The sequence below is a fragment of the Aquirufa antheringensis genome, assembly GCF_023921165.1.
GTDB lineage: Bacteria > Bacteroidota > Bacteroidia > Cytophagales > Spirosomataceae > Aquirufa > Aquirufa antheringensis.
This window is the reverse complement of the sequence record NZ_CP049835.1, coordinates 844,701-870,347: the sequence shown is the minus strand read 5'-3', so window position 1 is coordinate 870,347 and position 25,647 is coordinate 844,701. Positions and strand designations below refer to the sequence as shown.

25 protein-coding genes and 1 tRNA gene are annotated in these 25,647 nt (G+C 46.2%); 9 read left to right on the top strand and 17 right to left on the bottom strand.

The genetic code is table 11. The annotated features are described in order from the left end of the window. Positions 1–61: 61 nt before the first annotated feature. Positions 62–670: a hypothetical protein gene (locus G9X63_RS04040; protein ID WP_252624465.1), complete on the top strand. Its 609-nt coding sequence runs from the start codon at positions 62–64 to the stop codon at positions 668–670. Here G9X63_RS04040 and G9X63_RS04035 read toward each other — a convergent pair. The 3 genes from G9X63_RS04035 to G9X63_RS04025 all read right to left on the bottom strand — a co-directional run bounded on the left by G9X63_RS04035 (position 631) and on the right by G9X63_RS04025 (position 4,294). Next, the gene (locus tag G9X63_RS04035; protein ID WP_252624464.1) at positions 631–1,038 is read right to left on the bottom strand and encodes a helix-turn-helix domain-containing protein; all 408 of its coding nucleotides are present in this window, start codon (positions 1,036–1,038) and stop codon (positions 631–633) included. The two genes, G9X63_RS04040 and G9X63_RS04035, sit on opposite strands and share 40 nt — an antisense overlap. A 102-nt stretch (positions 1,039–1,140) precedes the next feature. Next, positions 1,141–3,528 carry a glycoside hydrolase family 95 protein gene (locus G9X63_RS04030; RefSeq protein ID WP_252624463.1) on the bottom strand — a complete coding sequence of 796 codons (2,388 nt, stop codon included), beginning with the start codon at positions 3,526–3,528 and terminating at the stop codon, positions 1,141–1,143. A 4-nt stretch (positions 3,529–3,532) separates the two neighbouring features. Next, complete coding sequence (locus G9X63_RS04025) at positions 3,533–4,294, bottom strand: TylF/MycF/NovP-related O-methyltransferase (RefSeq protein ID WP_252624462.1); 762 nt, start codon at positions 4,292–4,294, stop codon at positions 3,533–3,535. A gap of 210 nt (positions 4,295–4,504) precedes the next feature. Here G9X63_RS04025 and G9X63_RS04020 point away from each other — a divergent pair, with 210 nt between their 5' ends. Beyond that, the gene (locus tag G9X63_RS04020) at positions 4,505–5,827 is read left to right on the top strand and encodes an ATP-binding protein (protein WP_252624461.1); all 1,323 of its coding nucleotides are present in this window, start codon (positions 4,505–4,507) and stop codon (positions 5,825–5,827) included. On the opposite strand, the gene G9X63_RS04015 is transcribed toward G9X63_RS04020, so the two are convergent. From G9X63_RS04015 to G9X63_RS03970, 10 genes are all read right to left on the bottom strand, one after another. Further along, positions 5,828–6,460: a hypothetical protein gene (locus G9X63_RS04015; RefSeq protein ID WP_252624460.1), complete on the bottom strand. Its 633-nt coding sequence runs from the start codon at positions 6,458–6,460 to the stop codon at positions 5,828–5,830. Further along, on the bottom strand, positions 6,441–6,776 hold the full coding sequence (locus G9X63_RS04010) for a hypothetical protein (protein WP_252624458.1): 336 nt from the start codon (positions 6,774–6,776) through the stop codon (positions 6,441–6,443). The genes G9X63_RS04015 and G9X63_RS04010 overlap by 20 nt, the downstream gene beginning before the upstream one ends. A 108-nt stretch (positions 6,777–6,884) precedes the next feature. Then, positions 6,885–7,208 (bottom strand): hypothetical protein, encoded by a 324-nt coding sequence (locus G9X63_RS04005; RefSeq protein WP_252624456.1) that lies wholly within the window; start codon positions 7,206–7,208, stop codon positions 6,885–6,887. 150 nt (positions 7,209–7,358) lie between these two features. Further along, positions 7,359–7,431: transfer RNA gene (locus G9X63_RS04000), tRNA-Phe, on the bottom strand. A 99-nt stretch (positions 7,432–7,530) separates the two neighbouring features. Further along, positions 7,531–8,406: a cysteine synthase CysM gene (cysM, locus tag G9X63_RS03995; protein WP_252624455.1), complete on the bottom strand. Its 876-nt coding sequence runs from the start codon at positions 8,404–8,406 to the stop codon at positions 7,531–7,533. 1 nt (position 8,407) lies between these two features. Beyond that, positions 8,408–9,211, bottom strand: a complete 804-nt coding sequence (locus tag G9X63_RS03990) for a serine O-acetyltransferase (protein WP_130922223.1) — start codon at positions 9,209–9,211, stop codon at positions 8,408–8,410. Further along, entirely contained in the window at positions 9,201–10,220 is a 1,020-nt protein-coding gene (mnmH, locus tag G9X63_RS03985; protein WP_252624454.1) for a tRNA 2-selenouridine(34) synthase MnmH, read from the bottom strand. Before mnmH ends, G9X63_RS03990 begins: the two co-directional genes overlap by 11 nt. Then, positions 10,220–11,692, bottom strand: a complete 1,473-nt coding sequence (locus G9X63_RS03980; protein WP_252624453.1) for a bacillithiol biosynthesis cysteine-adding enzyme BshC — start codon at positions 11,690–11,692, stop codon at positions 10,220–10,222. The genes mnmH and G9X63_RS03980 overlap by 1 nt, the downstream gene beginning before the upstream one ends. Next, positions 11,692–12,162: an NADH-quinone oxidoreductase subunit A gene (locus G9X63_RS03975; protein WP_252624452.1), complete on the bottom strand. Its 471-nt coding sequence runs from the start codon at positions 12,160–12,162 to the stop codon at positions 11,692–11,694. Before G9X63_RS03975 ends, G9X63_RS03980 begins: the two co-directional genes overlap by 1 nt. Then, entirely contained in the window at positions 12,159–12,776 is a 618-nt protein-coding gene (locus G9X63_RS03970; RefSeq protein ID WP_130895845.1) for a DedA family protein, read from the bottom strand. The genes G9X63_RS03975 and G9X63_RS03970 overlap by 4 nt, the downstream gene beginning before the upstream one ends. 82 nt (positions 12,777–12,858) lie before the next feature. Between G9X63_RS03970 and G9X63_RS03965 the strand changes: the two genes are divergently transcribed. From G9X63_RS03965 to G9X63_RS03955, 3 genes are read left to right on the top strand one after another with little or no spacing between them, the layout of a single operon-like run. Next, positions 12,859–13,242, top strand: coding sequence for a hypothetical protein (locus tag G9X63_RS03965; RefSeq protein WP_130895846.1), 384 nt, complete (start codon positions 12,859–12,861; stop codon positions 13,240–13,242). 58 nt (positions 13,243–13,300) lie between these two features. Further along, positions 13,301–17,692, top strand: coding sequence for a CusA/CzcA family heavy metal efflux RND transporter (locus tag G9X63_RS03960; protein WP_252624451.1), 4,392 nt, complete (start codon positions 13,301–13,303; stop codon positions 17,690–17,692). Further along, complete coding sequence (locus tag G9X63_RS03955) at positions 17,685–18,803, top strand: efflux RND transporter periplasmic adaptor subunit (protein WP_252624450.1); 1,119 nt, start codon at positions 17,685–17,687, stop codon at positions 18,801–18,803. The genes G9X63_RS03960 and G9X63_RS03955 overlap by 8 nt, the downstream gene beginning before the upstream one ends. On the opposite strand, the gene ispE is transcribed toward G9X63_RS03955, so the two are convergent. Genes ispE through G9X63_RS03935 form a run of 4 tightly spaced genes read right to left on the bottom strand, consistent with a single transcriptional unit; the run spans position 18,800 to position 22,316 of the window. Next, on the bottom strand, positions 18,800–19,612 hold the full coding sequence (gene ispE, locus G9X63_RS03950) for a 4-(cytidine 5'-diphospho)-2-C-methyl-D-erythritol kinase (RefSeq protein WP_252624449.1): 813 nt from the start codon (positions 19,610–19,612) through the stop codon (positions 18,800–18,802). The genes G9X63_RS03955 and ispE overlap by 4 nt on opposite strands. Before the next feature lies 1 nt (position 19,613). After that, positions 19,614–20,606: a VWA domain-containing protein gene (locus G9X63_RS03945; RefSeq protein WP_130895850.1), complete on the bottom strand. Its 993-nt coding sequence runs from the start codon at positions 20,604–20,606 to the stop codon at positions 19,614–19,616. Continuing rightward, on the bottom strand, positions 20,596–21,450 hold the full coding sequence (locus G9X63_RS03940; protein ID WP_252624447.1) for a hypothetical protein: 855 nt from the start codon (positions 21,448–21,450) through the stop codon (positions 20,596–20,598). Before G9X63_RS03940 ends, G9X63_RS03945 begins: the two co-directional genes overlap by 11 nt. After that, complete coding sequence (locus G9X63_RS03935) at positions 21,450–22,316, bottom strand: DUF58 domain-containing protein (RefSeq protein ID WP_130895852.1); 867 nt, start codon at positions 22,314–22,316, stop codon at positions 21,450–21,452. The genes G9X63_RS03940 and G9X63_RS03935 overlap by 1 nt, the downstream gene beginning before the upstream one ends. Before the next feature lie 84 nt (positions 22,317–22,400). Between G9X63_RS03935 and G9X63_RS03930 the strand changes: the two genes are divergently transcribed. From G9X63_RS03930 to G9X63_RS03915, 4 genes are read left to right on the top strand one after another with little or no spacing between them, the layout of a single operon-like run. After that, positions 22,401–22,772 (top strand): DUF4296 domain-containing protein, encoded by a 372-nt coding sequence (locus G9X63_RS03930; RefSeq protein ID WP_130922214.1) that lies wholly within the window; start codon positions 22,401–22,403, stop codon positions 22,770–22,772. A 41-nt stretch (positions 22,773–22,813) separates the two neighbouring features. Next, complete coding sequence (locus G9X63_RS03925) at positions 22,814–23,632, top strand: glycerophosphodiester phosphodiesterase family protein (protein WP_236633181.1); 819 nt, start codon at positions 22,814–22,816, stop codon at positions 23,630–23,632. A gap of 1 nt (position 23,633) precedes the next feature. Then, on the top strand, positions 23,634–25,148 hold the full coding sequence (locus tag G9X63_RS03920) for a GH3 auxin-responsive promoter family protein (protein ID WP_130922213.1): 1,515 nt from the start codon (positions 23,634–23,636) through the stop codon (positions 25,146–25,148). Between the two features lie 12 nt (positions 25,149–25,160). Continuing rightward, on the top strand, positions 25,161–25,613 hold the full coding sequence (locus tag G9X63_RS03915; RefSeq protein ID WP_252624445.1) for a GatB/YqeY domain-containing protein: 453 nt from the start codon (positions 25,161–25,163) through the stop codon (positions 25,611–25,613). Positions 25,614–25,647: the final 34 nt, after the last annotated feature.

Here is a 25,647-nt window from a genome sequence, read left to right as displayed (position 1 = left end):
TAAAGATAGAAAATTTTTGTCTTTGGCCTATCTTTGTCTACACATTTTGCCTAAGTCAATCATGAACACCGCTCAAACCATCGCCGCTCTAGTGGCGAATCCTGAATCCCATGCCCGTTTTTTGAACACACTTTCCTTTATGGAAAATTCTGGGGCTCGTAAGATTTCCAAATTTGAGCATAAAAAAGAGGTCAGCCTGATCATCCTAAAACACGCCGCAGAAGAACACCGCCACGCCTACTACCTGAAGAAGCAGATCAGCAAATTAGTCCCGTCCGGCTTCGAGACCTATGACGATTCCTTCTTAATTAATCCGCGCTCATCCCGGTTCTACCTAGACGTGTTAGACCTGCGTGTCAGCCAATATGCCAAGAAAAAACTAGGCCTAACCGGCTACGACGTGAAATGGGCGGCCTATTTATTAGTAACCTACGCCATCGAATTACGTGCAGACGAACTGTATCCGATTTACCAGCAAATATTAACGGAAACAAAATCTAAAGTCCAAGTGAAATCCATCATCGTAGAAGAAGAGGGGCACTTAGAAGAGATGATCTCCCAATTAAAAGCTACTTGGCCAGACTGGGAACAGCACGCCGCCGTGGCCGTTCAGATCGAAACGGAATTGTATCAGGATTGGGTGAGTTCGCTGGTCGATACTAACGCGTAATTTCTATTAAAGGCCTCTTGCTGCATCTTGAATAGTTCCGCAATCCCGCGAATGGTCTTTTTAGACATTCCCTTTTTGTATTTCAAGATATCGGAAATCAAACCCTCGCTGACTTGCAGTTTACGTGCGAGATCCGCTGCTTTCATCCGGTGTTCTGTCATGAGTGATTTCAATAATTGAACAGGATCCAGGTTCCGGAATGTACTGTTTTGTTTATCGTAGGTCTCGATCAGCAAGGTCAAGAGATTAATCTCATCTTGAATGGCCGGGGTAATGTGAGTGCTAAAGACGAGTTTTTCGAGTAAGTCGCAATAGCTTTCGTATTGAGTATCGGAGTCAATAACGCGGTACTTCAGAGGAGAATTCATGGGATTAGTAGCTGCTTACAGTGTATGGACTTTCATGGTGGTTAGGTGGTTTCGTCAAAAACAAACCTAGCACTAATCCTTCACAAACATACCACTAAAACTTCACAAAACGTGAACTTCTCCCGTTTTTATCAACAAACTTTTAATCTCGCCATTCACCTTCACTTTTGCCGTGCTTCCCTTCATCCCTTTCAGGTGTAGGGACGTCACTTTGCCGTCTTTCCAGCTCATCGAAACCTCGAATCCGCCACGTGTTTTCAAGCCGGAAACTGCTCCCTCTGAAGCCCAAGCAGCCGGTAAAGCAGGAAGAGTTTCAATTAATTCCGGAGTGGATTGAACGAGCATTTCTGCAACAGCCGCGGAACCACCAAAGTTTCCATCAATCTGGAATGGAGGGTGGGCGTCGAACAAGTTCGGATAAGTGCCACCGCCACGCGCGTAGTTCACTTTTACACCGTCTGGTTCTACATATTTCAAGAGTTCACGGTACATTTTGTACGCGTGATCTCCGTCGCGCAGACGTGCCCATAGATTGATGCGCCAGCCTTTGGACCAGCCTGTTGTCTCGTCGCCTTTGATCTCTAACGTCTTTTTAGCTGCTGCGGCAATCGATGGTGTTTCTGCCACCGTCACGTGTGTTCCCGGGTATAAACCGTATAGATGCGATTGGTGGCGGTGCTTCGGATCCGTGTCCTCCCAGTCGAAATACCATTCTTGTAGATTGCCTTTCGCGCCTACTTGATACGGAAGTATACGGTCCAAAGCCTTTTCTAAAGACGCCTGAAAAGCTGGGTCTTTTTGGAGTATTTTTTCTGCCGCGATTAAGTCCAAAAACAACTCGCGAATCATCGCCAAATCTGCTGTCGCTCCGTAAGCCGTTGCGCCTTGGTAGCCCGTAGGCGTGATGAATTTGTTCTCTGGCGAAGTCGATGGAGACGTGATTAAGCGCCCATTTTTGTCTTCAATTAGCCAATACAGGCAGAATTCTGCCGCGCCGCGCATTAAAGGATAGGCCTTTGCCTCTAAGAATTTCTTGTCCTGTGTGAACAAATAATGCTCCCACAAATGGGTCGAAGCCCAGGTCGCTCCCATAGGCCAGTTTGCCCAGCTCGGATCTCCGTTTCCGAAATCTCCCACGGGATTCGACATCGCCCAAATATCCGAATTGTGGTGAACCACCCAACCCGGCGCATCGTAAAACGTCTTCGCCGTAATGCGTCCCGTCTTTTCTAGGTTCTCTAAAAAGCCCAAAAACGGCGCGTGCATCTCGCTCAAATTCGTATTTTCCGCCAGCCAATAATTCTCCTCGGCATTAATGTTCATCGTATAATTACTCGACCAAGGTGGTTGAATGTGTGGATTCCAAAGTCCTTGCAAGTTCGCTGGAACACCCGGCGTCCGCGAGCTCGAAATCAATAAATACCGCCCAAACTGGAAGTACAAAGTTTCGAGGTAGTTGTCCTTCTCGCCTTTGGCATAACGACGTAAACGCTCATCCGTAGGCAATTCCGGTGCATTGTCTGCCGGCAAACTCAAGTTCACACGCTTGAAATACGGCTGGTAATCCGCTAAGTGGCGCGCCAATAATTGCTCCGCACCCTTAAAGCTGGCCGCCTGCAAACGCTTTTCTGACAAGTCATCTTCGTTCAAACCGTCCTTCGATGGACTCTTGTCAAAGCCATTAAAACTCGTCGCCATCGTCACTAAAATCGTCGCGTCCGTTCCGCCCACCATCTGCAAGGTCGAATCCGTTCTCAGCACTTTTCCGTCCGCCGATTGAATCAAAATATCCGAAGCAAAACGCGTGCCTTTGGTATCGTCAAACATGATCGGATTCCCCTTTTTGCGCACATAGTTAGGATCCGCTCGCACCGGCGCTGTCCCTTTCGCGTGCAAGTGATTAATGGTCGATTTCGTCGAATAACGCAATAAGGACTTAAATTGAACCGTAAAATTCAACCCTTTTTTCTCCTTACTCGTTAAGTGAATCACGAACACATTGTCCGGATGCGAGAAGAAATATTCCTTGCGAATTTCGTTCGTGCCCGCGTGGTAATGCACCGTCGAAACTGCCTTGTCTAAACTCAATTCGCGGCGGTATTCCGTCGGATTATCGTGGTTAAAGTCGACATATAAGGTTCCTAGCGGCGCATACGATTCCGAGAATTTACCTTGTATTTTACGGACCAAAGAATCCGCCGCCCTATAATTTTCCAGACGCAAAGCCTCGCGAACCGCCGGTAAATTTTTATAGGCCTCCTTGTTCATATAGGGATCCATCGGCTCCCCAGACCACAAAGTCAGGTCATTCAAGAAGATTTTATCGCTCTTTGTTCCGCCAAAAACCGTCGCCCCCTGCTTCCCATTTCCGAGCACAAGCGCCTCTTCAAAATACGTCGCAGGTTTATCGTACCACAATCGCATCGGCTTCTGTTGTTTTTGCTGTGCGAATGTGCTGAACGCTAAAAGGGTTAAAAATAGGATGCGCATAGGTTTATTTTTTTATCGCCAAACGGCCCGTATAGTCAATTCTCTGTAATAAAATCGAAGTCTTTTGCTCTGCGAAATACTCATCCACCGCTTTTCGGCAGCCCTCCCAGTGGCCATAATCGTCGATGATCATAACGCCGCTTTCGCTTAAAGATGGATATAAATGAATCAATTCGTGCTTCGTAGAAGTGTACCAATCCGTGTCTAAACGTAACAGGGCGATGGCGCCTTTTGGCGTGATTTGCGGAATCGTGTCTTCCACTTTTCCCTCCACGTAGTGGATGTTTTCTGATGGAAAAGCGCTGTTCGACATCGTTAATTTTACGTCGTCTAAGTTTGCCAAACACCAAACCGAAGTCTCCCTCTGGTCCTGAGTTTGCTCGAGCATTAGGTCGGCTTTTTGGCCTCTAAAATCCACATCCTCCGCCGTAGGTTCAGACATACCCTCAAAGGTATCGTATAAATAGAGGTGGCGATCGCTCACCCTGCGGTGCGCTAACACCTGCGCCACCATTAGTGACGAACCCCCGCGCCACACGCCGCATTCCACAAAATCCCCCGGAATATGTTGATCAATCACATAATTCGTCGCCTGATACAACGCAAACATCCGCTCCACCGACGTCATCGTGTAGGGCTGGCATTTCTCGTAAAAGCTCCAAAAAGTTTTGTCCTGAATATCCGCGTAAGGCCCAGCGGCCTTGCGATCGAATTTAGTGACTTGGTAACCGAATTGTTCAATGAGGTTTAGTAGGAATTTGCGCATAAGGGGTAATTTCTCCTAAAAATAGTAAAAAAAATGTATTTTACTATGGGCAGTTTTAGGGTGTTGACACTTTTTGTCAATACCTGAAAATGCGTCACAACACAGCGCCTTTATTTCACATTGGTTTGGATTTTTATCATTTTGAGTTCATTATTGGTTTGGATTTTTATCATTTAAGTAGTAATATTGGTTTAGATTTTTAACAAAACAATGAACTACATCCCCAGAATAATTGATCAAGAGCTTGAAAAGTGGCGAAATCAGCGCGATAGGAAGCCTTTGCTGCTACGGGGTGCTAGGCAAGTAGGGAAGTCCTCGGCTGTGAGGCATTTGGCAAAATCATTTGATCATTTCGTTGAAGTAAATTTTGATGAAAACCCCGAATTTTCGACGCTATTTGAGAAATCCATATCCCCCGCTGAACTGTGCGAACAGCTGACACTTTTGTTGAAAGTCCCTATAGTGGAGGGGAAGACCTTGGTGTTTTTTGACGAAATTCAAGCATGCATTCCTGCCATTTCTGCTCTGCGGTATTTCTATGAAAAAATGCCTCAATTGCATGTAATCGCTGCAGGTTCTCTGTTGGAATTCGCTTTATCTGAGGTTCCGTCTTACGGAGTGGGGCGGGTTCGATCTATTTTTCTATACCCTTTATCTCTTCAGGAGTTTTTACTAGCGAATGGTGAAACGGGACTGATTGATTATGTGATGAGCGCTGGATTTGCCGCTGAACTACCTGATCTGATTCACGAAAAACTGAACCATTATTTGAAGAAGTTTTTAATCATAGGAGGAATGCCTGAAGTGGTTAGTTCTTATGTTCGAAATGGAGATATGTTAGAGGTGCAGCGTATTTTAGACGATTTAGTTATATCCATTCAAGCGGATTTTGCCAAATTCCGAGATCGAGTTCCCGCTATTCGTATTAGAGAGGTATTTAACCTGGTTGTTCAACAGGTAGGAAATAAGTTCACCTACACTTATGGGAATACTAATCTGACAAATATACAAGTCAAACAGGCCTTAGATTTATTAACCCTAGCGGGTATTATATATCCGGTTACGCATTCCAGTTGTAATGGGTTGCCATTGGGGGCGGAGATCAATGTGAAAAAGCGGAAGTTTTTGTTATTCGATACAGGAATTTTCCAACGTATTTTAGGATTAAATATGTCCGAAATGCTCTTGGAGAGTGATTTTTCCGTCATCAACAAGGGGAATATAGCCGAAATGTTCGTAGGGCTTGAATTGATAAAAAACACCTCGTGTTACGAAAATTGGGACTTACATTATTGGCAAAGAGAAAGCAAGAATGCACAGTCTGAAGTCGATTATGTCATCCAACACAAAGGGCAAATTCTTCCCATTGAAGTCAAATCAGGCACGAAAGGCGCGATGCAAAGCTTGTATCGCTTCTTAGAAGAAAAGAATGTTACTAAGGGAATTCGAACCTCTTTGGAGAATTTTGGCCAAATCCCTAACGTCCAGATCATTCCACTGTATGCGATTGGGATGTATAAGTCAGGGAATTAGTTACATCTCTTTCCTTTCTTCCCGCTTGATTAACCCTTTTCTAATTGCTTCATCATTGCTATTACCATCAATGAAAGTTAGCTTACCAGTAAGTCCTATCACTTTTTCTATCGTTGACCAAATCATAAACTTGTAGTTATTAAGTTGGTCTTCCAAAACCGATTGTTCGTTACGACAATTTCGATCGAAGCACCCAGTTTTATATCCATTTGAAATGTATTCAAATAGATACCAGTGTTCCGCTTGTCGCGTATTTTTGCTAGGCTTCAGGTACTTTCCTGAGGTCATTTTAATATTTTGTAGAATACTTTCCTGCGTTGAATCTACCAAAGTGCCCCAATAAATAATCTCTTTTGCATTAATCTTCCCTTTTGAATCTACTCTATATAGATATAGGCCAATATCAGAATGACAGGTTGCATTTTGAGAAGAAATATATGCCCCTTTAGTTAAGTCGTGTACTAATAACTGACATGAACTATCTACTGTTAGTTTACTGGTTGAATTACCTTTATATGAAAAATGGTTACTTAGAGTAATTATTCTAGTCTGACCATAAATAAACAATGGTAAAACTAAAAACAGCGTAAGAAATGTAAGATTCTTGAGGTTTTTATTTGCAGTACGTTCCATTATTTACGTCTTTAAAGTTATAAATTATTGTCTTGATATAATTTTGGGTATTCTCATTGAGCTTATTAAATAGCTCTGTTTCCTGTAATCCTGTATAAATCAATCCTCCAGCGTAATCTTTTGTGTTGGGAAACCTTTTAATAATAATTTCCTCTTCTGTTCCCGATTCGCCGCCACCTCCTTCAAAAAAAGTGGGGATTGCGGAATCATAATTACCCAAATTGTTTCGGTAGATGGCAATCAGCTCATCATGGGTCATAGGTGGTCGAGTTCGTTCTCCATAGCAGAATACCTCATCTAAATCTAAGTTGGCCATTTTAGGAATGGAATTCTCGAGATTTTTGATCTTTTTTCGCGGATTACTTACCTTCTTTGTTTTGGTTAAAATACCATCCCGAATCACCTCATCGAACATATTGAGAACCTATACATTAATATGGGTTTCATCCTTAGGAGTATACCATTTATAAAACCCTTTTTGAACTCCATTTTCTGAATAAATAATCAAATCCTTCATTCCCATTTTTGACATCACGGGTATTTGAAAAGCCTGTGAGCCGTCTGGCATCGTAAAAGGAGTGGTATAATTCCACAACACGGGCTCATTAGTGTGGGTTATTCTGCTAAATGCATACCATTGTTTTAAGTCTTGATGTGGATCGAGGGGTTCGATGATAGAATGACGTTCGCAGGAGTTTAGCAAGAGCAAAAGGGCCATCCCAAGGAATGGCAGGCGAAGGTAGTACATAGGTATTAGGTGGTTAGGTGTTTGGTAGGTCTTTAAACCTGCCTAAATCTAGACTTTCTGCCTATTGAATCCTATGCTAAAAATTAATTATCAGTTTACTGATAAAACAAAAGACCCTAACATCGCTGTTAGGGTCTTTATTCATTGAAGTGGTAGATCCCGGACTCGAACCGGGGACACACGGATTTTCAATCCGATGCTCTACCAACTGAGCTAATCCACCTCAATTCCCCGCGTTAATCGGGAGTGCAAAAATAAGTATAATTTTATTTAATCCCAATCTTGGCTTAAAAAAAACAAAGAAATCTCGCAAAGCGGGGATTTATTCCCCGAAAAGTCCGCTTGATAAATAGCGATCTCCGCGGTCGCAAATGATGCAGACGATCACACCTTCCTCTAACTCAGTCGCTAAGCGTAAGCTAGCTAAAACACTGCCGCCACTGCTCATGCCGCCGAACACGCCTTCGACTTTAGCTAGAGCCTGTGTCATCGCAGTCGCATCTGCTTCTGAAATGTCCATCACGCGGTCTACGCGGGAGGGGTCATAGATTTTAGGTCGGTATTCGATAGGCCAGCGGCGAATGCCGGGGATCTTAGAGCCGTCTGTGGGCTGGCAACCCACGATTTGGATGGCTGGATTTTGTTCCTTTAAGTACATCGACGTGCCCATAATGGTGCCCGTGGTGCCCATTGAACTTACGAAGTGAGTGACGGCACCTTTCGTGTCGCGGTAGATTTCGGGTCCCGTCGTTTTGTAATGGGCCAAATAATTATCCGGATTCTCGAACTGATTCAGCATGAAGAATTCGCCGCTGGCGGCCTTTTCCACGGCGTAATCGCGTGCGGATTCGATGCTTTCTGTCAAGGTCACGCGTGCCCCAAAGGCTTCCATCGTCAAGACGCGTTCCCGCGTGGAATTCGCTGGCATCGCTAATTCGATCTCGATATCATATAAACGGGCAATCATCGCTAACGCGATTCCGGTATTACCAGAGGTAGCTTCGATGAGCTTCATTCCCGCCTTTAATTCGCCGCGTTGGATGGCGCCTTCGATCATATTTTTCGCGGCACGGTCTTTCACAGATCCGCCTGGGTTGTTGCCCTCTAACTTCCCAAAAATCTTGACGTTCGGGTTCGGGTTCAAACGCGATAATTCGACTAAAGGCGTGTTTCCTACTAAATCTAACAGCTGGCTCATATTAATCTTGGATAACTTTGACGTTTTCTTGGTGGTAAATCTTCGTGTTAGGGGCAACGCTGCGCGTTAACCAGACGTTTCCGCCTATGATCGAGTCTTTTCCTACCACTGTTTCGCCGCCTAAAATAGTGGCTCCAGAGTAGATGACCACGCCGTCTTCGATAGTGGGGTGTCGCTTCGTGGAGGCCATCGATTTATCGACAGAAAGGGCTCCTAAAGTGACTCCTTGGTAGATTTTGACGCGTTCTCCGATGACGGTGGTTTCCCCAATCACGATTCCGGTGCCGTGGTCCATAAAGAAATAGCGACCGATGCTGGCGCCGGGGTGGATGTCGATACCGGTTTTGGAATGTGCATATTCTGTCAAAATCCGCGGTATCAACGGCACTTTTTCCTGGTGCAATCCGTGCGCTAAGCGGTAAAAGGCCAAGGCGTAAAAGCCGGGATAGGTCCGAATCACCTCATAGGAAGTGGTCGCCGCCGGGTCGCCCGCCACCATCGCTTCCACGTCCGTTTGCAAGAGGTCGTAGATGGCTGGAATTTGGCCTAAAAAGCGGTGAGCGATGACTGCTGGATCTTCCGAAAGCTGTTCTTTCATCGAATACAACAGACTTTCAAGCCCATTTTCGATGCTTTCCCACACGGCTTTCAGTTCGGACACCTCCTTAAAATGCAGTCGCGTTTGTTCCGGGAAAAGCGTCAAAACGATTTTCGTGAACAACTTTTTGATGTCAGAAGTCGCCGGAAAAGGGGGCGTCTGCTGGTGTTGCGCGACTATCTTATCTAAAAATTCGTTAGGAAGCATGGCTTAAAAGTAAATCGGTTTGTTCGATCGGGTCCAGCGTGCGGACTTCGATGCGGGTGATTTTGTCGTTTTCTCTTTGGCCTAAACCGTACATATAGGCCTTATCGTAGTAATAGAGCGTGATTTCCGCGACTAAACTAAAGTCGTCTGCCTCTAGCGCTTCCATCGCGATGGCGTAGCGATCCAGGCCTAAACGCTTCTTTATTTTGCCCAAAGCCGTCGCCAAATCCTCCTTCGGATAAGACGCATACACGTTCACTAAGTGCGGCAAACGGTAGACCGGTTCAATATCTAAAAACGTGACAGGAGCCTCTCTGAGCTGATTATAGAGCGATGCCCCCATAAATACCTGACCTATGTGGCGGCTTTCATCCTCCACCCAGATCTCCTGGCCGTAATCAAAACCGCACAAAATGCGGTGTACTTCATTCTCAAAATGCTCACTCGTAGGCTGCTCCGCCAGGCCTAAATGCCCAAAAGCCGACCCTCTATGGTGCGCAATTCCTTCTAAATCGAGTACCTGATGTCCTCTTTTCGCTAATTCATGCAAGATTTCCGTCTTCCCGGATCCCGTCTTCCCACCCAAAACGCGGAAGGGAATGGGTTGTTCGAAAATGGCTAATACCTCGTTTCGGTAGGCCTTGTAGCCACCCACGAGGATTTTGACCTGCAATCCAGCCGTCTCAAAAAGCCAGGCCATACTGCCGCTTCGCATGCCTCCGCGCCAGCAATGGACGAGGATGGTGTTGTCGACGGCTAGCTTTTTGGCCTTTTTCACCCAGGTCGCTAGTTGCGGACCCACGAATTCTAAGCCTAATTCAATCGCTTTGTCCTTCCCTTTTTGTTTGTAGCAGGTGCCCACCGCCGCGCGCTGTTCATCATCGAAAATAGGAAAGGAAATCGCTCCCGGAATCCGTGCCCGCGTATATTCGCCAGGCGATCGGACATCGAGCACCTGGTACGTTTTTGCGGCTTCGAGGAAGTCTGACGGACTGAGTTTTTCGGGCATTATAGGGTTATTTCGTAGAATTCGAAGTGTAATGGATCGAATGTCTGTAGTAAATCGTGTATAAAATCGGGGTAATCACTCGCGAATTCGAGGAAGTTCGTATGTCTTTCCTGCCATTCTCCAGCAGGGAATAAGGCTTCTTTTAATGCCAAAACCTGTCTCACTTCATCCCCCTGATTACGCTCTTCCGCGCGCTTTAATTTCTTCGCTAAGCGCTCCAAACCTTTCGTCCAGCGTGCCTGCTCTGCGTGCACACTAGCTTCTAAAGTAGGATCGATGGCTTTTGCCCTAGCGGCCAGTTCCGCTAAAATAGGCATCAGATTTTGCGCCTCTTGATCGGTATCCAACTTATGTGACGTGCGTCCCGCCACAAAATCACGTCGTAGCGCTAATTCATTTTTAAACAAATCGGCTAAATTCAGGCCTAATTTCTCCGCTTTCTCCGCCTGTTTCTGCGTCTTCACGATCGCAAAATTGCGCGGCAATAAAATAGGGAATGGAACCTGGTGTAAATCAAATATACCTTTCAATTGCAACCAATACGCCACCTCCGCCGGGCCGCCTATGTAGGCTAGGTTAGGTAAAATGACTTCTTGGTACAAAGGACGTAAGATGACATTCGGGCTAGCTTTCGTACTATCCACCGAATCCCCTGTTTCCAAACGAACGCGATCGTTATCTGTTAATTCAAACAAGTTCACTGGACGCGCCGAAACCTGTGTCTTGTAGCCTAAGGCTTCTAATTTCTCAGTCGTCGCCCGTACAATCGGCTCGTGAACCTGTTGCTTTAAATCCGCCTCCATGATAGGAGCAAAAATCGACTTCAATCGCGCATCATCTGCATCGAGACAGACTAAACCCTCAGCCCCGAAAAGCGCGTGCATATACATTTTCACTGCTTCTGAGAGGTTTTTTCCCTCTGAATAGGCCTTGTCGAAGATCTCATTTCTCAACGGAATGCGAGGGAAATCGCTCAATGAAAAGCGACCTACGGCACCTTTTTGGGAAGTATTCCACTCGTATTTCGTCCCAAAAGCAAAGAAGTGATTGATCTCCTCAAAATCATGGTCCTCCGTCGCCATCCAATAAACAGGGACAAAGCGCTGAGTGGGAAACGCTTTTTGAAGTTTTCGCGCCAGATTAATGGTCGAGACTAACTTATAAATCACATACAGCGGACCCGTATAGATGTTTAACTGATGTCCCGTGGTTACCGTAAAGGTATTTTCATCACGAAGATCCACCGCTGGCATTTCAGCACCTATCGCGGCATATTGCTCGCTTAAAACCGTCTGTAATATCGCGCGATTAGCCGCTGGGAAAGTGCTTTTAGAAGCAATTTGGTCTTTGAAATTTTCCAGACGAGGACCATTGTTGTAAAACGTTTTCAACACCGGCTTCTCTGCTAGATAATCCAGTAACAGTTTGGAAAAAGCGTTCAGCGAAGTGAGTGTATGCGTTTTGTAGTCCATTATTTTGGGGCGGAATGTTTTGTCCTGATGTTATCGTAAACGCTGTCTGGGATAGGAATGTTCAATTTCTCCGCAGCCGTTTCTGGTTTTTCCCAATTTAAATACCCTTTTACCCAAGCAAAAGCGAGTCCCAAAGCCAGGATTCCCACGAATAATAAAATCTCGAATACCGCATACATCGGGAATTCCGGTGCCGCAACAGATAGAGCTTTTTCTTTTAATAGGGTGGCCGTGGGGAATAAGAATACTAATTCGATTTCGAACAGGACGAAGAGCAGGGCAATCACGTAAAAGCGCGGATTGAAGCGAATATTGGCGTTTCCTACCGGTGCTTCGCCGGATTCGTAGGTGGAATTCTTCTCGACATTGGGGCGATTTGGGCGAATAAAGCGGGCAAGGGTTAAGATCAAGCCCAGGAATAGAATTCCTGCGCCTAAAAATGCCGCCACATAGCCAAATTGCTCGATCATTTTCTCAATTTCAAATATCCCTTCACCACCGTAAACGTGGTAACTGCTAGGAAGAATAGAATGATATATTGTACGTAGTTGATGATGCCGGGGAAATTTTGGCCTAAATAAAAACCTGCGGTCACTAAAATACCCACCCAGAGAGCGCCACCCACCAGGTTCAATAAAATAAATTTGTACCAGGAAAGGTGACTAATTCCCGCTAAAATAGGAGTGAAAGTCCGCACAATAGGCAAAAAGCGACTGATCACCAGCGCCATAAATCCGTATTTGTCAAAAAATTCTCGGGTCGATTCCAAGTGTTTCTTCTTGAAAAACCAACCATCCGGCCTATTCATCAGCGATTTGCCAAAAAACCGCCCCACTAAATAACCCACAAAGGAACCGATGACGGCGGCTAGAAAAATACTTAACAAAAGGGAGCTCAATGGCTCTTTCAGCACGCCGGTACCCCCAAAAACACCCGTCAAAAACAACAGATAATCCCCAGGCAGGAAAAAGGCAAAGAAGAGGCCATTCTCGGCGAAAACAATCAAGGTAATGACCATCAATCCAGAGCGGATAATGGTTTCAGAATCAGTGAGCTGATGCCACAAAAGATTTATTTCATCCATGATTTAGGCCGTCATTCCATCTTAAATTAAAATGAAAATATAAATATGGGTGAAAAATTCGAATTTTTGTTACATTTGGGGGATGAAAAATGTCATGGCTTATGTTCTTTTTGTGATCCTATTTGCCGGCGGCTTATTGCCCAAGGTGGGGATGGAGCAGTCCATCAAGGCGAACGAACTGGTTAAGCATTTTCAAGATCACAAGAAGCAGGCTCCGGCGGGTTTCAGTTTTGTGGACTTTCTTTGGATGCATTATGCGGCTGATTCGAAGCACGCAAAAACAACCCAACATCCGAGTTTACCTTCATTCGATTTCTCAGGTGCGATGGGCTTCGTTTTGCCCGCAGTTACCTTCTTTTTCATGAGTGCTGTCGCGCTCATCGTAGCGCGTCGCCGCTCAGAATTCTACGAAAACAACTACCATTTCTCGATGGAGCGTGTCTTAATCGCGCCTCCCCGGTTTTAAAATTACGCCTGTTCTGTACGGTTTCAAGCCGTTTATATCAAAGCTTAATTTTTAAAACATGATTAATTCCATTATCAGTTTCAGTATACGCAATAAATTAGTGGTCGGGCTTTTTGTCCTGGGGCTGATTTTTTGGGGAGGCTATTCGCTGAGCAAACTGCCCATCGATGCCCTGCCAGACATTACGTCGAACCAAGTGCAGGTGATCACACAATCCCCGGCTTTGGCCGCCTCCGAGGTGGAGAAGTTTATCACCTATCCTTTGGAGATATCGTTACGAACGATCCCCAATGTAAAGGATATTCGGTCCATTTCTCGGATGGGTATGTCCATTATTACGGTCGTTTTCGAGGATGAGGTCGCCACCGAAGTGACCCGGCAGCAAGTGGCCGAAAAATTAAAAGCGGCTGAGCCCTACCTTTTACAAGGGTCTGGCATTCCTGAATTAGCGCCCATCACCACCGGTCTAGGCGAGTTTTTTCAATACACCCTAGAGGTGGATCCTGCATTTAAAGATCAATATTCCCTTGCGGATTTGCGGACTTACCAGGATTGGATCATTAAACGTCAGCTCTTAGGAATCAAGGGCGTGGTAGAAGTGAGTTCCTATGGAGGGCACTTGAAGCAATATGAAGTGGCTGTAGATCCAGAGCGATTACGTGCCATGAACGTGAGCGTAAACGAGGTATTTAAGGCGATTCAGATCAATAATTCGAATTCCGGAGGTGGCTATATAGAGAAAGGTACGGATGCTTATTTCATCCGTTCGGAGGGAATGTTGACTTCGTTAGAGGATATTGAGAATACGGTGGTTTCCCAAAGAGGGGAGGCGGGCTTGCCCGTTCTAGTGAAGGATGTGGCCAAAGTAGGCTTCGGGAAAGCGATCCGCTACGGTGCGATGACCAGAAATGGAAAGGGGGAGGCGGTAGGTGCCGTGATGTTGCTTTTAAAAGGGGCGAACGCAAATCAGGTGGTTCAAGATGTGAAGGCTCAGCTGGAAATCATTGGCAAAACCCTTCCCCAAGGAGTTCACGTGGTTCCCTATTTAGACCGCAGTGTGTTAATCGGTCGCGCCATCAATACGGTGGAGAAGAACTTGATCGAAGGAGGTTTGATCGTCGTGTTTATCTTAGTTTTACTACTGGGAAATCTGCGCGCCGGCTTGATCGTGGCCTCGGTGATTCCACTCTGTTTATTGTTTGCCTTTGCGCTGATGCACATTTTCGGGGTGTCTGCGAACCTGATGAGTTTAGGGGCGATTGATTTTGGCCTGATTGTGGATGGCGCCGTCATCATTGTGGAGTCCATTATACACCGGCTCCACAGCCATCGAAAAGGCGAGGAATTGAGTCAGCAGGCGATGGATGAGGAAGTGGGGATTTCTGCCAAAGCGATTTTCGGCTCCGCTGCCTTTGGCGTCATCATCATTCTGATCGTTTACCTGCCCATTATGGCTTTAGGTGGAATCGAGGGCAAGATGTTTAGACCGATGGCGCAAACAGTTAGTTTCGCTATTCTAGGCGCATTGATTCTTTCGCTGACTTATGTGCCCATGATGTCTGCTTTGTTTTTAAGCAAGAAAATCAGTCATGAAATCACGATTGCGGATCGAATTATGGGTTTTTTATACCGCAGCTATCAACCCCTCATTCATTGGGCCTTGAAGCAACGCAAGTGGGTGGTGATCGGAGCTTTTGGCCTATTTAGCGCCAGTATTGCCCTCTTTATGACTTTAGGCGGTGAGTTTATTCCGGAATTAAACGAAGGCGATTTTGCGGTAGAGACGATTTTGCCTACGAATGCCTCTCTTTCCCAAAGTATTAAAATCAATTCCGCGGCTCAAGCGATGTTATTGAAGAAATTTCCTACGGAAGTGAAGCAAATTGTTTCCCGCATCGGAGCCTCTGAAATCCCAACGGACCCGATGGGCGTGAATGCCTGCGATTTAATTATCCAATTAAAGGATCCGTCGGAATGGAAAAATGCGGAGACGATGGAGGAATTAGAGGCCAAAATGGATGAGGCATTAGACGTCTACCCAGAAGTGAATTTCGAGTTCACGCAACCGATTCAAATGCGTTTTAACGAGCTGATCGCGGGGGTAAAATCGGATATTGCGGTGAAGATTTTTGGGGAAGATCTCCAAGAATTGTTTGATCACGCGACCGAAGCGTCTCGTTATATCCGCAGCATCGACGGCGTAGGCGACATCAAAGTCCAGCAAATCGACGGTATTCCACAATTAGTAGTGAAATACAACCGCGTGAAGATGGCGCAATATGGCTTGAATGTGAACGAAGTTAACTCCGCCATCAAGATGACTTTCGCCGGAGAAACGGCCGGAATCGTGATGGAAGGCGAGAAAAGATTCGACTTAGTAGTTAGAATGGATTCCGTTCACCGCCAAGACATTCAGAATTTGCGCGAACTCTACATCGACTTGCCATCTGGCTCGCAAATCCCCTTACAAGAAGTGGCGGAGGTAAATTACGAAAACGCGCCATTAGAAATTTCCAGAGATAATACGCACCGCCGCATTACCATCGGGATTAATGTTCGAGGTCGTGACGTGGAAAGCGTGGTGGCTGATATCCAAAAAGTCATGAAAAATAAGATCACTTTGCCGGCGGGTTATTACGTGACCTATGGCGGAACGTTTGAGAATTTACAGGCGGCGAAATCGCGTTTGGCTTTAGTAGTCCCGATCGCGTTAGCGCTGATTTTTGTACTCTTGTTTTTTACCTTCCAAAGCTTCTTAGAAGCCGCCATCATCTACTTGGCGATTCCTTTATCAGCTATCGGGGGTGTGGTTGCCCTTTGGTTACGCGGGATGCCGTTCTCGGTTTCAGCGGGGATCGGATTTATCGCTTTATTCGGTGTTGCGGTCTTGAACGGAATTGTGTTGCTCTCCTTCTTTAAGCAATTAGCCAATGAGGGTTTAGGTGTAGAGGAGCGATTGAAGAAAGGTTTGGAATTGCGTTTTAGACCGGTGATTATGACGGCGGCGGTGGCCTCTTTAGGTTTCTTGCCCATGGCGCTGAGTCACTCGCCGGGTGCGGAGGTACAACGGCCCTTAGCAACGGTGGTGATAGGCGGTTTGATTACCGCGACGTTCTTAACGCTGGTCGTTATTCCGGTCGTCTACTCGATCGTGATGGGCCGCCGAGAGCAGAAGCTGAAGGCCAAAGGCTTAGGGATGATAGTGTTGTTTATTTTGATGTCGTTTAGTTCGTTTGCAGAGACTAAGCCGGAGGCGACTAAGACGCAGTCGACTAAGTCACGAAGTGACGACCCATTGACTAAGTCGCGTAGCGACGACCCCCGCCTGTCGCTAAAAGCTTGCCTCTCCCTCGCCTCCACTCGCAACGCCCTCCTTGCCACTGGTTTGGCCGACGTTAAAACCGCGGAGGCTTTGATTAATTCGGGTAAAGAATTGCCTAAAGGAACGGTGGATGCGCAGTACGGAAAGACGCAGACCTATTACAGTCAGGATTTTACGGTGATGGCTTCCCAAAGTATCCCGTGGCCTACGCTGTTAAAGGCGCAGGTGAAGTCCTTGACCTCGGCGAAAGTGTTGAGCGAAAAGCGCTTGAAGATTACGCAGAATTTAGTGGCTTCGAGTGTGAAATTCTATTATTATCAGATTTTGGCACAGCAGAAAAATCTAACGTTTTTAGCTTCACAAGACAGTTTATATACCCTGATGAAGCGTGCGGCAACGATTAAATTCCAACAAGGCGAGACGAATCGCTTGGAATTGATGGCGGCGGAAACGCGCTTGCGGGAGTTTCAACAGAAGCGTTTGTCCTTAGAAGCGGATCAAAAGACGGCCTACCAAAACCTCGCTTACTGGATCAATGAACCGGGCGAATTTGAGATTGAAGGGAAGGAATCGCTGGCCATGGAATCCGGCCAAGCTGGGTTAGATCTGTCGAAAAACCCGACTATCGAACTTTTAGCTGAGCAAGTGGAGCACGGGAAATTGCTGACGGCGGTCGAAAGAGAACGCTTGAAGCCGGATCTGAGAATTGGGGTTACGACGCAGAGCATTGAAAATGTAGGGGGCCAAAACTTCGTACAAGCTGGTTTGGCCATTCCGATTTTCGGGAAAGGGCAAAAGGCGAAGATTGCCTCAGCGAAATTACAGGAGGAGGCTTTTGTTAGCCAAAAAATCCAAGCCGAATCCGCCTTGCAAACGGATTACAAGAATGCGGAGGCCGCAGTGGCGAAATACCGGGCGAGTTTGGCCTATTATACCTCCACAGCCTTGCCTCAAGCAGCATTATTAGAGAAGACCGCGCTGAAATCGTATCAGCAGGGAGAAATCGAATACGTCGAGATGTTGCAAAATACGCAGCAAGCTTGGCAGATTCGCGAAAGTTATATTCAAGAAGTCAACGCCTACAACCAGGCGATTATCACCCGTCAAACCATCATTGGAAATGAATAAGTTAATCAAATTAGCAGCACTATGCCTTGTATTAGGCGTAGCGGCTTGCTCGAAAAAAGAAGAGGCCACCACGGAAACGCCGGTGACCGAAATTAAATTGACCGCAGAACAGAAGACGAACGCGGGCATCGAATTCGGAGCTTTAGAAGAGCGCGAAATGTCTACCGAAGTTAAATGTACTGGGGTGGTCGATGTGCCGCCTATATCTTTAGCGTCTATCTCAATCCCCATCGCGGGTTACGTGAAAACGACGTATGAATTGCTTCCGGGCAAAAAAGTGTCGAAAGGGCAGGCCTTAGCGACCTTGACGTCTCTTGATTTCATCCAAATGCAGCAAGAGTATTTGCAGGCTTTGTCTTCGCAGACTTTTATGAGTTCCGAGAAATCGCGTCAGCAAGTGTTGACGAACGAGGAAGTGGGTTCAAAAAAGAAATTACAGCAGTCGGAAGCTGATTTAGGCAATGTGAATGCGCAGGTGAAGGCTTTGGGACTAAAATTAGAGGTCTTAGGCTGTGACTTGAAATCGCTAGCCAAAGGAAACCTGAGCTCTGTTTTGACTTTGCGTTCGCCCATCGACGGCTATATCCAAGACCAGTTTTTAGCGATCGGGAAATACGTAACACCGTCTGATGTCTTGATTAAGGTCGTGGGAATGGCAGACAAGCACGTGGAATTGAAGGTGTTTGAGAAGGATTTGGCCAAATTAAACATCGGTCAAACCATCGAATTCGAATCAGAGGGTCAAAAAGCGAATGCCAAAATCTTCCTCATCGCCCCACAAGTGGATTTAACGAATCGCACCACCTCTGTACACGGCCACTTCGCAAACAAGTCGGATGAAAAGAACTTCACGGTAGGACAATTCGTGAGTGCACGCATCGAAGTAGGCTCTCAAAAAATTCCTAGCATTCCACAAGCGGGCCTGGCTCGCGTGGGTAAAGGCGGTTTCATCTACGTGGAGATGACGAATGGAGCCATGGCACAAGTGCCTGTGGAGATTTTGAGCTCGACGCCTGAATACGCGGGAATCAAATTATTAAAAGAATTACCGGCAGGAAAAGTCGTAACAAAGGGCGCATCAGCCTTAGAAGCGATCTTCGCGAAAGACTAGTCTTTTTCGACCCAGCCGCTCCAAACCGTATAATCGGCCCATCTTGCAGGTGGGTCGATTTTTTTGTCAAAAATTCCGAAAATCGTCGACCCCGATCCGCTCATCGCTGCATAGCTCGCACCCAAGGTGTACATTTCTTCCTTCAAAGAAGCCAAAACAGGATAATGCGGGAAGATACTCTTCTCGAAATCATTCGAAATCGCCTCTTTCCAATCCGCTTTCAAAATGGCCTTGCGCAGATCTACCGGTGCTTTTGCAGGAGTCACCCCCGCATAGGCTTCCGCCGTAGAAATGCCCACTGCTGGGTATAATAACACGAGAAACTTCCCTTTTAGGCTTGCCTCGATAGGGCTCAGTTTGTCCCCTTTTCCTTTGCCAAAAGCCGCCTGATTCGACAGGAAAAACGCACAGTCGCTGCCTAATTTTGCCGCATAGGGTTGTAAATCTTCGTTCGTTAAAGGCAATTGAAATAGGTCTCTCAAGCCCATCAACGTAAATGCTGCGTCAGAGGATCCGCCGCCTAAACCAGCGCCCATGGGGATAATTTTGTGCAAATGGATGTGTACAGGAGGCATTTGATGGTCTTTCCTCAGTAGCTCATAAGCCTTGTAGCATAGATTATCCTCGATGACGCCTGCGATGTCTAAACCTGAAGAGCTAAAGGTGAATTCCCCTTCTGATGGCGTGATCTCGAGCACATCCGTCCAAGGCACCGGAAAGAAACAAGTCTCTAAATCGTGAAATCCATCCTTGCGTTTCTTCGTGATGTACAAGCCTATATTAATCTTCGCGTGCGGAAATAAAACCATATTAATCTTCTAAAGAGTTGCCTATCCAGCTGAAACGAACCCATAATCCGATAAAGAATAAGATCAGGGCAATTTCTGCAAATAGGTAAGAAAGGGAGATGTGTTCTTCCCAGGTAACCGTTTTGACCACTGAGGCCTCCATTTTATCAATTTCTTGGAAAATTTGTTGCAAGGCCTGGCCATTCGTGGCCCGGAAGAATTTTCCCTTCGTCAAGCGCGCAATCTCGCGCAAGGTACTTTCGTCCACCGGGTCTATACTTGGTTGTAGGCTTCCCACGGCTATGGTATAGACTTTGATGTTGAAATTTTTAGCCAGTTCCGCGGAGGTAACCGGGTCGAGATTACCGGCTGTATTATTACCATCGGATATCAGGATGCTGATTTTCTTGGGATTTTCAGAGTCGCGGATTTGGTTAATACACATCCCCAAGGCATCGCCCAAAGCGGTTCCTTCCTCCACAATTTGATTCGTCTGGAATCGCTGTAACTGATGCAATAAAAAGGCCGAATCCGTCGTAATGGGACTCGCTAGATAGGGGGCACCCGCGAAAGCGATGAGCGAAATGGGATCGTGATTTCGCTGGCGGATGAACTCTTTGCCCATCTTTTTAGCTGTTTCTAAGCGACTGGGGCTAATATCACGCGTCTGCATGGAGGAGGATATGTCCAAAGCCAGGGCAATATCAATTCCTTCCACTTGCTTTTTCTGGTGTTTAATCACGCGGTAAGGTCCTGCCGCCACGATGATGACGGAAGACAGGCATAGTACCTGAATGACCATGGGAACATAACTCAGCAAGAGGGTAAGCCGGTTTTGCTTCAAGGGCACAGAAAGCGATAATTCCAGGCGTGGCTGATTGCCGCGCTGGCGTAAATACTTGATGAAATAAACGAGGAAGGGCCATACCAAGCCATACAAAAACAAGCTATTCTCCCACTCGAAGGTGAAGAATGCTTGGATTTGGTGCCATGAATACAGCGGATTAAACTTCATTGTTCTGGATCTTTTCCTGTTCTATTTCGTATAAATTCGTGGCTAAACCCTCTAAATACTGTAAGGATTCCGTCGTATGCTGGGAAAAATTCCCGCCATAAATAGCTGAATCCATTTCATTCAAGACCTTTTCCATCGCCTCATCTGCCAAGTTATCGAGCATTTCTTTCGAAGTAAAGGTCGTAAAAGGTAATTGCGTTAATTCCTCTAGGTATTTCTTCCAGCCAGAAAAGGCCCGTTCTAAATTCAGTAAGCCCACCGGAGTTCCCGCCACTTGACGCGCATAGCGCTGGAAGGTTCGTTTAAATTCCCGGTGACGTCGCCATAATAGGTAGCGTTTGAAGAGTTTGGTGATCGTTTTGCCAAAAATCCAGTAAATCAATCCCGCCATAATAAGCAAGCTAATTCCCGCCGCAAACACGTTTTTCAAATCCGTTTTAGGGCTGAGGGGCTGGATGGGGATGCTTTGGTACAAAGAATCTAAGTCAATCTGCTCTGGATGTAATAACAATCGCTTTAAATGGATGCTATCGACCACCGGATAAATGATCGTGCAATCGGGCTCCTGGAGGAGGTAAATGGGTATTTGCAGTTTTTGGACGGGTGCTAACTGAAACAAGCGAAGGGTATAAACGGCGGAGTCCAATGACCCCGAGGCCGTCGTTTTCGTCGCAAAAAACTCTCGTTTCACTGTCTCAAACGCGCCAAAATGCTGGTTCGCATTCGGAAAAAATACTTCCTGGTCCTTCGGATGACGCACATACAGCGAATAGTGAATGGGCTGTCCTATGACGACCGAATCCTCCTGAAACTTCCCTTTAATGATGAATGGCGTCTCTTGCATTAGCGTCTAGCATTAAAAAGTTTAACTAATGCCGGCACGAAATCCTCGCCAGAACGCAATTCCACGTAATCTGCGTGCCATCGCTTGCACATTTCCTTTAAATCCCCTCCGCGGTTTTTGACCTGTTGCTGAAGCAACTGCTTAAATCCGCGCGCAGAGGTATTGACCCAAGTGGTCCGCTTTCTTTCCGGATCGTAAATAGGGACGATGCCCATAGAGGGTAATTGAATTTCTTGTTGATCGAGCGTATGCAACACCACTAAATCATGCTTTAAGGCTGCAGCACGCAATAAATCTTCATAGCCCTCGTCGATGAAATCGGATAACACAAACAAAAGACTTTTGCGTTTCAAGGTTTGCAATGCGAAGGTTAATCCGGCCTTCAGATCCGTCGTTGTATTCTCAGGCTTCACTCTAAAAAGCTCCGAAATAACTTTATAGCCATGTTTTTTGCCCATCGCTGGAGGCATGTATTTTTCGTTCTTATCGCTAAAGCAAACAAATCCAAGGTGACTTGCCTCCTGAATGGCAGCGAAGGCTAACACCCCAGCCACTTCCTTCAAGGTCTTCATTTTGCTATTTCCCAGTCTTCCTACCGTGCCAGAGGCGCTGACGTCAATTAAGAAGAAAACGGTTTGCTCTTTTTCTTCTTTGAAAAGCTTCACAAAAGTTCCGTGACCCTTCGACGAGGTGTTCCAGTCAATGTGACGCACATCATCTCCATAATGGTATTGGCGAAGGTCACTAAACTCTAAGCCCGATCCCTTAAAGACGGAGGAGAAATTTCCATGCATTTGTGTGTTAATCGCTTTTCTAATGCGTATTTCCAGCTGAACAACATGGGTCAGGAAGGCTTTGATGTCCATATCCACGAGACTAAATTACCTATTTTTTACCCAATCTGAATGAAATGAGCTAAAAGCTTTCTAATTTACGGGTATATTTACAAGATGAAAAAGGTCTATTTATTGCTTTTCTTGGCCCTAAGCGCGCTTGCCTTGTACGCGTGTACGGATGATTCGACGAGCAATCGATTGGAACAGGAGGAGATGGCTCAGATTTTGGCAGATATACACATCGATGAGGCCATTATTCAAAATATGCACCTGGGCAATTCCGATACGGCCTTAGTCCTTTACCACGAATTATCGAAACAGACCTTGAAGAAACGCGGTCTTGATTCTACCCAAGTAGCGAAAAGCCTCGGTTCCTATGTCAAAGATCCTGCCGATTTCGTCAAATTATATACCCGTGTGAATGAAATTATCGAGGAGCGCCAGAAAAAAGCAGCGGCTAAAAAACCCGTCGCAGAAAAACCATGAGATCGCTTCTTCTATTATTATTGTGTATTAATCTGATTTCTATGGGGCAATCGCCTGTAATTCAAGGACATCGTGGCTGCAGAGGCTTATATCCGGAGAACTCTTTACCTGCGTTTCAACACGCGCTAGAGATGGGGGTGACCGTTCTTGAAATGGATGTTTGCCTTTCTGCAGACGGCCAGGTCTACGTTTCCCATGAGCCCTACCTGAATCCGCTGTATGCGTCTTTTCCGGATGGTTCGCCCGTGAAAGATGCGTCGATTAATTTATACCAAAAGACCTATGCCGAAATCAAATCTTTCGATGTAGGCTCCCGCGGAAACAAGCTTTTTCCAGAACAGGTCCGCGTCGCTACTTATAAACCCTTACTTTCAGAGGTCTTAGCCTTAGGGGAGGCCTTCGCACATAAAACGGGTCGTACTATTTATTATAATATCGAGATCAAGTCCGAACCTTCCGAATACGGTAAATCACAACCGGCGACGGTAAAAGAATTTGCGGACAAGGTATGGGCGGTGATTTCCGCAGGAATTTCTCCGTCTGCATTGATTTTGCAAAGTTTCGATTTTGCGGTATTGCACTACTGGAAAACGGCCATCAATAAGGGACGCATTTCCGCTTTAGTAGAGCAGGAGAGCCCTGAGCAGATGCTTTCATCGCTGGGTTTTGTACCGGATATTTTCAGTTCCTCGCACAAGTATTTGACGAAGGAGCAGATTGATTTTTGTCACGGGAAAGGGATGCAGGTCATTCCTTGGACCATCAATACGACGGCAGAGATGCAGAAATTCAGTGCTTGGCAGGTGGATGGCATCATTACCGATTACCCTAATCGTGCACCTCAATTCCTAAAACCCTAACATGTCGTTGTTTAATGAGACTTTGTTGTGGTTTATGAAGCGGAGAATGCCGCGGATTGAGGCGATGTACGAACGGCCTTTGGAACTACAAGAACAAATGTTGCAGGGCTTATTGTCTCATGGTCGTTCCACTGAATGGGGGGCGAAACACGGCTACCAAGACGTCAGCAATTACGAGAGATTCAAGCAACAAGTTCCCATTTCCACCTACGAAGAGATCTTTCCCTACATCGATCGGATGATGCAAGGGGAGCAAAACATCTTGTGGGATACACCCATTAGCTGGTATTCGAAGTCTTCTGGTACCACGAATGCCCGCAGTAAATTCATTCCAGTCTCGAAGGAGTCGCTGGAAGAATGCCACATGATGGGCGGGAAAGATATGATCACGCTGCTCGCTGCTAATAAGCCAGATACGAAAGTTTTTGAGGGGAAAGGCCTATCCATCGGGGGAAGTTTGACGGAGAATCCAGTGAATTCGAGCATGCTGATGGGTGATGTGTCCGCGGTGGTGATGAAGAATCTGCCTATTTGGGCGCAAATTATACGGACGCCTTCGCTGGATGTGGCGCTGATGGGAGATTGGGATCAGAAGATCGAGAAGATGGCGATCGAGACGTCGAAGGAGAATGTGACGAGTATTTTGGGCGTGCCTACGTGGACGCTCGTGTTGATCGAGAAGATTTTAGAGATTACCGGGAAGAAGTCGATTTTGGAGGTGTGGGAGAATTTTGAGTTTATGATTCACGGAGCGGTGGCTTTTGGGCCCTACCGGGAGTTGTTTAAGAACCAGATTTTTCCGTCTTCGCAGGTCGGATTTTTAGAGATATACAACGCGTCTGAAGGGTTCTTCGGGATTCAGGATGATTTGTCCAAACCGGATGAGATGCTCCTCATGCTCGATTACGGCATCTTCTATGAGTTCATTCCCATGAGCGATGAAGGGGAAGAGGCAAATACCATCGTTTCTTTAAGCCAGGTAGAAGTAGGCGTGAATTATGCGATGGTCATTTCGACAAACGCGGGTTTGTGGCGCTACAAGATCGGGGATACCGTGAAGTTTACTTCTGTCAGTCCGTACCGGATCAAGATTTCAGGAAGGACAAAGCATTTTATTAATGCTTTTGGGGAAGAGTTGATCATCGAGAATGCCGAGACAGCCGTCGCGCGCGCTTGCGCCGCGACCCAGGCAGAGATCAAGGATTATACGGCGGCTCCAGCCTTTATGAACGAGGGTAAAAATGGGCACCATGAATGGGTGATCGAATTTTCAAAAGCCCCAAAAGATTTTCGTACCTTTGCACAGATTTTAGACCAAACGCTTCGCGAGCAAAACTCGGATTACGATGCGAAAAGGTCTTATGATTTAGTGCTTGGCCCTCCTTTGGTCCATTTCGCCCCAGCCGGAACTTTCCATAACTGGATGCGGGAACGAGGGAAATTAGGCGGCCAACACAAAGTTCCGAGGTTAAGTAACCACCGGGAATTTTTAGAAGGAGTCAAGGCTCATTTTTAATCAAAACAAGCTATGTCGTTAAAAATAACTATCGAGAATGGTATCAAAGATGCCATGCGTGCGAAAGACGCGGACCGTTTACGTGCATTACGTGCGATCAAATCCATGATTCTTTTGGAAGAAACATCGGGTTCTAGCGCTGACGGTTTAAGCGCAGACGCAGAGATGAAAATCTTAATGAAAGCAGCGAAACAGCGCCGTGATTCATTAGAAGTCTATGTGGCTCAAAATCGCCCAGACTTAGCGGAAAAAGAACAAGCAGAATTAGCGATCATCGAAGAATTCTTGCCTAAGCAATTGTCTGACGCAGAATTAACCGCTAAAATCACCGAAATCATCGCGGCAGTAGGCGCGACGATTCCAGCCGATATGGGTAAAGTGATGGGTGCTGCTTCGAAGCAATTAGCTGGATTAGCAGACGGTAAAGCCATCTCGGCGAAAGTGAGTGAATTATTAAAGAAATAAGATTGGAAAAGAAGGTCGCGATACGGAATCTAAG

Coding starts and splice junctions, on each gene's coding strand:
- G9X63_RS04040 (WP_252624465.1), top strand. CDS start 62: ATGAACACCGCTCAAACCATCGCCGCTCTAGTGGCGAATCCTGAATCC.
- G9X63_RS04035 (WP_252624464.1), bottom strand. CDS start 1,038: ATGAATTCTCCTCTGAAGTACCGCGTTATTGACTCCGATACTCAATAC.
- G9X63_RS04030 (WP_252624463.1), bottom strand. CDS start 3,528: ATGCGCATCCTATTTTTAACCCTTTTAGCGTTCAGCACATTCGCACAG.
- G9X63_RS04025 (WP_252624462.1), bottom strand. CDS start 4,294: ATGCGCAAATTCCTACTAAACCTCATTGAACAATTCGGTTACCAAGTC.
- G9X63_RS04020 (WP_252624461.1), top strand. CDS start 4,505: ATGAACTACATCCCCAGAATAATTGATCAAGAGCTTGAAAAGTGGCGA.
- G9X63_RS04015 (WP_252624460.1), bottom strand. CDS start 6,460: ATGGAACGTACTGCAAATAAAAACCTCAAGAATCTTACATTTCTTACG.
- G9X63_RS04010 (WP_252624458.1), bottom strand. CDS start 6,776: ATGGCCAACTTAGATTTAGATGAGGTATTCTGCTATGGAGAACGAACT.
- G9X63_RS04005 (WP_252624456.1), bottom strand. CDS start 7,208: ATGTACTACCTTCGCCTGCCATTCCTTGGGATGGCCCTTTTGCTCTTG.
- cysM (WP_252624455.1), bottom strand. CDS start 8,406: ATGAGCCAGCTGTTAGATTTAGTAGGAAACACGCCTTTAGTCGAATTA.
- G9X63_RS03990 (WP_130922223.1), bottom strand. CDS start 9,211: ATGCTTCCTAACGAATTTTTAGATAAGATAGTCGCGCAACACCAGCAG.
- mnmH (WP_252624454.1), bottom strand. CDS start 10,220: ATGCCCGAAAAACTCAGTCCGTCAGACTTCCTCGAAGCCGCAAAAACG.
- G9X63_RS03980 (WP_252624453.1), bottom strand. CDS start 11,692: ATGGACTACAAAACGCATACACTCACTTCGCTGAACGCTTTTTCCAAA.
- G9X63_RS03975 (WP_252624452.1), bottom strand. CDS start 12,162: ATGATCGAGCAATTTGGCTATGTGGCGGCATTTTTAGGCGCAGGAATT.
- G9X63_RS03970 (WP_130895845.1), bottom strand. CDS start 12,776: ATGGATGAAATAAATCTTTTGTGGCATCAGCTCACTGATTCTGAAACC.
- G9X63_RS03965 (WP_130895846.1), top strand. CDS start 12,859: ATGAAAAATGTCATGGCTTATGTTCTTTTTGTGATCCTATTTGCCGGC.
- G9X63_RS03960 (WP_252624451.1), top strand. CDS start 13,301: ATGATTAATTCCATTATCAGTTTCAGTATACGCAATAAATTAGTGGTC.
- G9X63_RS03955 (WP_252624450.1), top strand. CDS start 17,685: ATGAATAAGTTAATCAAATTAGCAGCACTATGCCTTGTATTAGGCGTA.
- ispE (WP_252624449.1), bottom strand. CDS start 19,612: ATGGTTTTATTTCCGCACGCGAAGATTAATATAGGCTTGTACATCACG.
- G9X63_RS03945 (WP_130895850.1), bottom strand. CDS start 20,606: ATGAAGTTTAATCCGCTGTATTCATGGCACCAAATCCAAGCATTCTTC.
- G9X63_RS03940 (WP_252624447.1), bottom strand. CDS start 21,450: ATGCAAGAGACGCCATTCATCATTAAAGGGAAGTTTCAGGAGGATTCG.
- G9X63_RS03935 (WP_130895852.1), bottom strand. CDS start 22,316: ATGGACATCAAAGCCTTCCTGACCCATGTTGTTCAGCTGGAAATACGC.
- G9X63_RS03930 (WP_130922214.1), top strand. CDS start 22,401: ATGAAAAAGGTCTATTTATTGCTTTTCTTGGCCCTAAGCGCGCTTGCC.
- G9X63_RS03925 (WP_236633181.1), top strand. CDS start 22,814: ATGGGGCAATCGCCTGTAATTCAAGGACATCGTGGCTGCAGAGGCTTA.
- G9X63_RS03920 (WP_130922213.1), top strand. CDS start 23,634: ATGTCGTTGTTTAATGAGACTTTGTTGTGGTTTATGAAGCGGAGAATG.
- G9X63_RS03915 (WP_252624445.1), top strand. CDS start 25,161: ATGTCGTTAAAAATAACTATCGAGAATGGTATCAAAGATGCCATGCGT.